The organism is Arthrobacter sp. TB 26 (assembly GCF_000427315.1).
In the GTDB taxonomy this organism is placed as follows: Bacteria; Actinomycetota; Actinomycetes; order Actinomycetales; family Micrococcaceae; genus Arthrobacter.
The window spans coordinates 1-752 of record NZ_AUPJ01000395.1; the positions used below are offsets into that span (position 1 = coordinate 1).

Here is a 752-nt window from a genome sequence, read left to right on the forward strand (position 1 = left end):
CCCGGGGGACCCGAGCAGACCGGTGCCGTGGGAGCGCCCGAGCCGGCTCAACCTGGGGGCCCTGGCCCGCGGGGCGCGGGCGACCTGCCGGTGCGCGGTGTGGCCGCCGGTAATCATCGCCCGGACCGGGGCAAAGGTGTCGCCCGTGATCCGGCCCGCCCAGGCCAGGTCCCAGAGCGCGGAGACGACGTCCTGGTCGCTGAGCACCGTGTCCATGCCGCCGGCGACGTCTGTGAGTTGCCGGAAGAAGTAGCCGCCACCGTTGTTGCGCAGGTGGTCCAGCAGCCGCTGCTGCGCGTCGCCGGGCTCGAAGTCGATGGCCGGGTTCAGGGTCAGCTCGGCCGAATCGGCCAGGTGCAGGCTGACCCAGCCGTCGTTGCCGGGGAGCGCCCCTGCGCCGGACCAGAGCACTTCGCCGGCCGCCATCAGCTCATCGAGCATGGCGGGCTGGTAGTCGGCCACCCGGCTGGCGAGGATCAGGGGTTCCCAGGCCGAGGCCGGGATGGGCACGCCGGAGAGCTGGTCGACTGCGGTGATGATCCCGTCCAGTCCGCGCAGCGCCGACTGCCCGCGCTTGCCCGGGACGCGGACGTTCTGCCAGGCGGGCAGGAAGCGGCCGTAGGCGGCGGCATCCACGGGCTCGACCTCTGCGCGCAGCGCGGCGAGCGATCGGCGGCGGAGCCTGCGCAGGACTTCGGCATCGCACCATTCACTGACCCCGGCCAGCGACGGGGCAATAGGGGCTGCGGCGG

Annotated in this window: 1 pseudogene; it reads right to left on the reverse strand. The window is 73.7% G+C overall.

The annotated features are described in order from the left end of the window. A pseudogene (locus K789_RS23275) lies at positions 1–752 on the reverse strand (ATP-dependent helicase); the annotation flags it as partial.